An 8,229-nucleotide genomic window follows, 5' to 3' on the forward strand; every position below is an offset into this window, starting at 1 on the left:
GACACTTACCGATCAGGAAGCCGACGCAGACAGGGCCCCAGCACCTTCGACGTCCTTCACCCGATTGTTGGCGGGATCATAGAACGCGCGTAGCGAAGCACGGGCGGGCACACGCACGCCTGCGACCTCGACCTCCAATTTGCCGCCCTGCAAATAAGCCGCATCGACTCCTCCGCCGTCGGGGTTCTCGACATAGCCCAGACCAAGAGAGGCTCCGATGCTGTGACCGTACATGCCGGACGTGACGCGTCCTACGAGCCGACCATCGTGCCAAATTGGTTCATTGTGGTAGAGCAGCGGCGCGGGATCCTCTAGAGCAATGTGGACCATCTTGCGCTTGGGCCCGGCTTCCTTCTGACGCAGCAAGGCATCGCGCCCAATAAATCCTTGCGGCTTCGACCAAGCGACGGCGAAGCCGAGCCCGGCCTCCAGCGGGGTATCTTCGTCCGTGATGTCGTGGCCCCAGTGCCGGTACCCCTTCTCCATTCGCAATGAATTCATCGCGTGATAGCCGGCGAGGCGCATGTCGAATGAAGCACCCTCTTCCAGAAGAACGTCGAATACGCCCTGGACGAACTCGGTCGGAACGTACAATTCCCATCCCAGTTCGCCGACATAGGTAATGCGGCTTGCCCGCACCTTGGCGTAACCAAGATCGATGACCTTCGAGGTCGCGAATGGAAATGCACCGTTCGACAGATCGGCATCCGTCAGCTTGCTCAACAAACTCCTGGACTTCGGACCCATCACACCGAGGACCGAGTAAGCCGAACTAACGTCGACGGCCACGGCCCGTGCACCTTCCGGAATGTGGCGGTTCAACCAGGCCAAGTCCCTGACCTGCGTGGCGACGGCGGTTACGATGAGGAAGCGCTTTTCGCTTTCGCGGGTGATCGTCAGATCCGCCTCGATGCCACCACGCTCATTGAGCCACTGAGTGTATACGATGCGCCCGACCGGAACCGAGACGTTATTCGCACAGATCCTATTGAGAATGTGCTCGGCGTCCTCGCCCTCGAACACGAGTTTGGCGAAGGACGATTGATCGAATAGCCCGACGCTCTCGCGCACCGCGAGATGCTCCTCGGCGGAATAGTCGAACCAATTTTGCCGCCCGAAACTATATTCGTACTTGGCTTCGTGCCCCTTTGGCGCATACCAATTGGGTCGTTCGAAGCCCGCGACCTCACCGAAGCAGGCCCCCCGCGAGAGCAAGCGATCGTGGAGTGCAGAACGTCGGACACCTCTCGCTGTCTCCGGCTGCCGGAACGGCCAGTGCATTGCGTACAGCAAGCCGAGCGACTCGACCGTTCGATCGCGGAGATAGCGACGGTTCGATTGGAACGGCATCACGCGTCGTATATCGACGTCCCACAGGTCCATCGGCGGGTGACCATCGACGATCCAATCGGCAAGCACCTTGCCTGCTCCACCCGCAGAACGTATACCAATGGAATTGAAGCCCGCCGCCACGAACAGATTTCGTACCTCCGGCGTCTCGCCAAGCATATAGCGATCGTCCGGGGTAAAACTCTCGGGTCCGTTGAAGAACAACTGGATTCCCGTCTTCGCCAGCACCGGAACGCGACGGATCGCCCCCTCAAGCAGCGGCTCGATGTGATTGAGATCATCCGGCAGCGTATCGAACTCGAAACTCTCGGGTATCCCCTCCATCCCCCAAGGCTTCGCAACCGGTTCGAACCAGCCGACCAGCAGCTTGCCGGCATCTTCCTTAAAATAGGTGCAAGCATCGGCATCACGCAACACGGGAAGATGCCTTTTGATCTCGGGCAGCGGCTCGGTGACAATATAGAAGTGCTCGGCCGCGTGAAGCGGGATGGTCGTACCCGCGCTTGCACCGAGGTCCCGCGCCCACATGCCCGCGCAATTGACCACAAATTCGGCGGCAATTTCGCCGTCCTTCGTGCGAACACCGACCGCGCGACCATTTTCGATCACGATCTCGGTTACAGCGGTGCCCTCAAATATCTTCGCCCCACGAAGCTTGGCGCCCCTCGCGAGCGCATGCGTCGTGTCCACCGGATTGGTCTGCCCATCCTTGGGAAGATGAACCGCACCCACGAGATCTTCGGTTGCCATTGACGGCCAAAGATCGCCCGCCTCCTTCGCCGTGAGGACGTTTACCTCCAACCCAAAACAACGAGCCATTGACGCTCCGCGCTTCAACTCCTCGAAGCGCTCCTGATGGGTCGCAATTGCCAGTGACCCAATCTGGCGGTAGCCAGTGTTTTGCCCCGACTCTCGTTCGAGTTGCCCATAGAGCTCGGTCGTATATTGGGCCAACCGCGTTAGATTGTGCGTTGCTCCGAGCTGACCAACCAAACCAGCCGCGTGCCATGTCGTTCCGGAGGTGAGTTGCTTACGTTCAAGCAAGACCACATCGGTCCAACCGCGAAGGGTCAGATGGTAAGCCAGACTGCAACCCATGATACCGCCGCCGACAATGACGACCTGAGCCGACTTTGGAAGATCCGTCATACCTAAACTCCAACGACCATCATGAAATTATTCCACGTTTTTTCATAAATGTGAATAGCTTTTTCATGACCATCGGTATTTTTTTCCGAAGCTGTGGCTCCTATAGAGAATCGGGCACTTTGACGCTCGGGTGGCAGGCGCTCCAACGATCAAAGCCCTCCGAGTGATTGACTGTTGAAAGTGGCTTGCTTGACTGGGTTGCAGGGGGGCATGTCGTGGAGCAACACGGCCCGCGTGAAGGACGAGAGAGTTCATGGCGATTAGATCGATACGCGCAGCTGATGAATGGACGGCCTCTGAACCGAAGGGCGACTTGGGGGCTGCCGTGGGCGGACAGATTCGCGAGCTACGCAAGCTCAAGAAGCTGACGCTGAGCCAGCTTGCCCAAGCAGCCGGCATTTCGGTGGGCTATTTGAGTCAGATCGAACGAAACCAATCCAAGCTGCCGATCGGGGTTTTGAAAAAGCTAAGCGACGTTCTCGGCGTGCACATGAACTGGTTCTTCAACGGTAACATGCAGGCTACGCCCGACGAACGTGACGTCGTCGTTCGCAAGGCGCACCGCCGCCGATTGACCTTCACCGGCCTTGGCATCGCCGAGGAGCTTCTCTCACCCAACCTCGCCGGCCCGCTAGAACTGCTCATGAGTACAATTGAGCCCGGTGCCGACAGCGGGGAATACAGCCATGACGGAAATGAGGCGGGGGTTCTGATCGCGGGGCAACTGGACCTGTGGGTCGACGGGAAGCTGTTTCAGCTCGAGGAAGGCGACAGCTTCTCCTTTAGCAGCACTTCGCAACATCGCTGCGCGAACCCTGGAACGGAGCCTGCCAAGGTCGTGTGGGTGATCACTCCTCCGCACTACTAGCAATGCCCTGCGTTTCACGAGCAAGGCCCGTCCGAGAGTCGCTCAAACGGTAGTACGACACAACCCATACGTAACGTGATCGAACAGGAAGAGCAGGTGACCAATCGTTACCTCCTCTGGGCCGCCGGCCCACAACAACGGGGTAAGAGAAACGGCGAACTGGCGGCTCGTCATGACTTAATCACCTGGCTTCCTTGGGACGGTGGTGGCGCAACCATCCCGAGCGACGGGCACTGGGCAAAGGCGATAGCTAGTCGGGCCCGCGCGTAATAGAAATGTACGGTCAACGAGGTTGGCGATCGGCACTGTGAAGAGGCGCATATCACATATAGCGCCGACCTAGCCGGCGCAGCGAGCCGCTCCGCTCCCGGCCTGCTATCCGTAATCGCAGCGGCGGTCCTCTGCTTGGCGCGGTTGTTGCGACAGGCGCTGGTCTCACGAAGTTGTTTGACGCATTCTGCCGGAATGCCCCGGTGACATCTCAACCGGTTCGGGGTTGGTGTGACGCCCGAATGCCATTGTCGAGCGTACAAAGTGGCGTCGGCGTTTTCTGCTGCCAAGCCTAACACAGTCGTATCCATGAAATTATTCGACATAAATTCACATTGACAGAATTGTAACGACAATTTATTTGAGATCTCGTTTCGTCGTTGCGAATTTCAGTGGTGCTCCAGCCACGCGCACTTCGTTCAGGAACGGTGTGACGGGGCGGCGGACGAGTGTGAACCGCTGCCGCAGGCACCGAGGATATGCCGCGATGCTGCATTTCGCCCGGGAGCAACCATTACCAGTTACGATCGTGTCCGGCTTTCTGGGTGCCGGTAAGACGACTCTTCTGAACAACATACTGCAGCAGACGCGGCAGCGACTGGCTGTTCTCGTCAACGATTTTGCGGCGCTCAACATTGATGTGAAGCTGGTTGCATCGCAGAGCGACACCATCATTTCTCTTACAAATGGATGTGTGTGCTGCAGCATCAAAGATGATCTCTTAAGTTCAATTCTGTCTATCGCATCTTCAGAGCCGAGGTTCGACGGAGTGTTGCTCGAGACGAGTGGCGTATCCAATCCGATGGCTATCGCCGATGCATTTATGCAGCCGGAGGTGTCTCGCCGACTAAAGGTCGATCGTACGATTTGCATTGTCGATGCCGAGAACTTTCCGGACCTCAACTTCGAAAACACTGAGCTGGCGATCGATCAGGCGGCGGTCGCGGACTATGTGTTACTCAACAAGACCGACCTGGTAACGCCGGCAGTCGCCGACAAAGTCGTCGCGACGCTCCGCGGCGCGCTGCCTATGATGAGAATTATAAGAACGCACAATGCCGTCCTTCCCGCGTTCATGTTACTCTCTGATAGCAACGTAGAGGCGCCTCACCAGCTTCCTTCGGGTTGGAAAATAACAACATTTCGGTGTGACCAGACTGAAAGCCCATGCCGCGATCGAGCCTGCGCCGCCTGCAGCGGCGCTTACAGGACTCGTGATCACTACGGCATGTTTGAGAGCTGGTCCTGGTCAGGCAATGTCGGCAACCAGGCCAACTTCGCTGCGATCGTAAAAGCTCTTCCTGCATCGATCCTGCGGGCGAAGGGCATCGTTCGATTTTCGGATTTGCCCGATCAGAGCGGCGTCTTCCAGCTGATCGGCAAGCGCTCGACGATCGATCTACGCCTTTCATCTTCGGGCGATCAGAGAAGCGAACTCGTATTCATAGGAATGCGCGGCGAACTGCCAACCGGCAGACTCACGGAAATGTTTGAACGGCAAACCAACGGCGCTTGAAGCCCGGAAGCAGGCAAGGGGAGCACAGATGGGTGCAGACGCGATTTTTCACGGCGGTCCGATCGTCACGATGGATCGCGACCAGATGCAAGTTGAAGCGGTCGCGATATCCAAGGGGAAAATACTCGCCGTTGGATCTTTGGAAGCCGTAAGCAGCTACCGTGGTTCCGAAACCACCATGGTCGATCTCGACGGGCGCACGATGTTACCTGGTTTCGTCGAAGCACATGGCCATCCTCTGCTTAGCGCTCTGTGTTGGGGCGACCCGGTCGTCGATATTCGATCAGTGCACACGCCTACCTACGAGGCGGCTCTCGCCAAGATCAGAAGAAGGGTTAGCAAGGCCAAGGAGGGTGATTTCCTCTGGTTCCTGGGCCTTGACGCCCAGCTCCACGCGGGTGCCAAAGAGCCTAGCAAAGCAGAGCTCGACGAACTCTCACCGACGATTCCGATCGCCGTGCAGGTGTCAAACATGCACGGAATATTTCTGAACACGGCGGCCCTTAAAGCACTTAAAATCACACGAGAGACCCCCGTCGTTGCCGGCGGGCATGTTCGTTCCGACGAGAATGGTGAACCATGGAAGTTTGAGGAGCGCTCACGCGATTACATCGTCGAGAGCTTCTATGCGATCTGTGGCGAGCAGCGGGGTATCGACTCGCTACGAGATTGGCTGTGGAAGTTCTCAAAGTCTGGGTATACAACCAGCTCGGAAATGGGACTGACGCCAATGACCAGTGTCTTCTACAAGAAGACTCTGGAGCGCGAGCAAATGCCCATTCGGGTGTTTTGCTATCAGAGAGCTGTTCCCGAAGGAATCGAGACGATTCCGTTTGACGGAGGAAACGATCGATTTGCGATGGCGGGTATCAAGATGTGGGGTGATGGGTCCGTCCTAATGGGAAACGTGTGGCTGACGAAGCCATACCTGAATAACGAAATCACCCTTACGAGCATGGGTCTTCCGCGCGATAGCGTCGGTCATATGAACTACAAGCCCGAAGAGCTGAAGCGAATAATAAAGGCTTACGCGGCCCGCGGGCATCAAATGTCCGTCCATACGCATGGCGATCGCACGATCGACGCGGTTCTGGATGCGTACGAACTGGCGCTCAATGAGTTTTCCGAAGCAAAGCGTCCATTCCGGCTCGAGCATTGCGGAACGTTGCGCGAAGACCAAATTGAGCGCTGCAATAAGCTCGGGGTCGTCTGCAGCTTCTTCTTGCCTTACCTGTATTATTGGGGCGAAGCACTCCGCGACGCGCTCCTTGGACCGGAAGCGGCCGCAAAGTTTGTGCCAGCCGGAAGCGCCGTCCGAATGGGGATGCGGAGTTCGCTCCACTGCGATCCGCCAATGACTTGGCCGCACGCGCTCCTTTGCCTACATCTTGCCACTACTCGTCGAAGCCGCGCAGGAAACGTTATTGGTCCGGATCAAATCATGGATATGGATTCGGCCTTGCGCTCCGTAACAATTGACGCGGCATTCCACCTTAGAAAGCAGAACGAGATCGGAAGCATTGAGGTTGGCAAATATGCGGATTTTGTCCTCCTAGATAAGAACCCACGCGCAGTCGATCCCGAGCACGTGCTCGATCTCAAGGTCCTCGGCACGTACATCGAGGGAGAGCCAATTTGGGAGTGCTCGGCCCATGAAGCGCCGACCGGACGCGAGGCGGCATAGCGCAAGCGCGCCAAACCCTCAAGAATGCGCATTCGCTTCTTCGGACTCTGTGGGCGCCGTTAGTCGGTCAACTCGTCGGTAAGTTCGAGTCCTAAACCGGCGCCAAGTCACGGCTGTCGCTGGCGGTCGCCACGCCCTGTGTTCGTGTTTGTCCCATCTGATTGGTTAGATGGAATCGATGTAGATAAGGTATTTTCTTTGTCAGGGAGTGCCTCGTGTCATGGAGCTGAGCCCGCACGCCAGCCGCCCCTACGAGGTCGAAGACACGAGCCTACATCCACCCCAGCAAGAGGTCGGCCGCTGAGTTGGCCGCCGAACTCGGGGGAGCGAGGCTACTCGGGTCGTTGGCGCAGCCGCAGCGCCGTGGCCGACCCGCCGCATACGCCAATGCCCCTGCAGACCAGGCTGACGGCGAAGAGCGGCAGGTCTGTGAACTGCAGCTATTCTGCGGCCTAGGTTCATCTGCACCGATCTCGTTGTGGTTCAGCTCCAACGCCTAAGAACTCCGTCGGTGCTCCAATATTTCTACCGCGTGAGGCTGCCCATCAGGTGGCAATCCCGTCCGTGCTCCGCCTTATCTGAAGAATTTCCAGTACGGAGTTCGCCGCCGACGCATCGTCAGATCGGCTCTTCCGCCGATTCCTATCTCCAGCATTTGCGCACGTGGCGCCTGCGCCTTTCAAGGCAACGATCCAACACAATCGGTCGCGTCAAGGCGCCTTCGTGGCTTGACATCGCACGCGCCGATCATCCATCAGCGTCCCCGCTCGTTCCCTGCCCAGGCGTGGCAATGCCGCTGTTGATCAATTCCAGCGCCGGGCGTGCCGGCCCGGCTGCAATTCAGCGCTGATTGATAAACTTTGCCCAAAAGCCCTGCGCCCCAAATGTATCTTGTTGCGGCCCGTGTGGCGTCCGGGGGTTGCTATGCCCGAGCGAGCCGAGAGCGGGCCAACGATGGATTTCCAGCAGGGCTGGACGTCTGTGGAGGGGGATCGTCGCGAATTCGGGAACGGGAAACTGAGGCATGGCGCAGAAATTCGTGATCACGATGATGCTGCACGAGACGAACACGGTCTCGCCGCTGCCCACACCAATCGAGGCCCTTTTGCGCGTGGTGCTCCTGTGATCGGCGGCGACGACCTGGCGCGGGTCACCGAGGCGGCGAGGACTGGTCCGAAAGCGGCGATTCTGCCGGTCGTCGACGAGATCGCCCAATGTCTATTGGGCCATCGGCTGCTGACCGTGATGCGTCTGCACGCAGCGACCATGGAGCTCGAGCGCCTCTACAGCAGCCACGCCGACGCCTATCCCGTTGGAGGCAGGAAGTCGAAGCGCGGCTTGCCCTGGACCGAGCATGTGCTGGTACGGGGCGAAGTGTTCATCGGAAGCCAC

General features: G+C 58.1%; 4 protein-coding genes and 1 pseudogene. 4 read left to right on the forward strand and 1 reads right to left on the reverse strand.

What is annotated here, in order from left to right:
• Window positions 1-12: 12 nt before the first annotated feature.
• Complete coding sequence (locus ACFQX9_RS17400) at window positions 13-2,499, reverse strand: FAD-dependent oxidoreductase (RefSeq protein WP_377789771.1); 2,487 nt, start codon at window positions 2,497-2,499, stop codon at window positions 13-15.
• Between the two features lie 253 nt (window positions 2,500-2,752).
• On the opposite strand from ACFQX9_RS17400, the gene ACFQX9_RS17405 reads away from it, so the two are divergent.
• The 4 genes and pseudogenes from ACFQX9_RS17405 to ACFQX9_RS17420 all read left to right on the forward strand — a co-directional run.
• Entirely contained in the window at window positions 2,753-3,367 is a 615-nt protein-coding gene (locus ACFQX9_RS17405; protein ID WP_204513486.1) for a helix-turn-helix domain-containing protein, read from the forward strand.
• A 757-nt stretch (window positions 3,368-4,124) separates the two neighbouring features.
• On the forward strand, window positions 4,125-5,153 hold the full coding sequence (locus ACFQX9_RS17410; RefSeq protein WP_377789774.1) for a CobW family GTP-binding protein: 1,029 nt from the start codon (window positions 4,125-4,127) through the stop codon (window positions 5,151-5,153).
• Between the two features lie 28 nt (window positions 5,154-5,181).
• On the forward strand, window positions 5,182-6,837 hold the full coding sequence (locus tag ACFQX9_RS17415; RefSeq protein ID WP_377789776.1) for an amidohydrolase: 1,656 nt from the start codon (window positions 5,182-5,184) through the stop codon (window positions 6,835-6,837).
• A gap of 1,122 nt (window positions 6,838-7,959) precedes the next feature.
• A pseudogene (locus tag ACFQX9_RS17420) lies at window positions 7,960-8,229 on the forward strand (hypothetical protein); the annotation flags it as partial.

Source organism: Bradyrhizobium sp. GCM10028915 (assembly GCF_042666195.1).
Classification (GTDB): Bacteria; Pseudomonadota; Alphaproteobacteria; order Rhizobiales; family Xanthobacteraceae; genus Bradyrhizobium; species Bradyrhizobium canariense_D.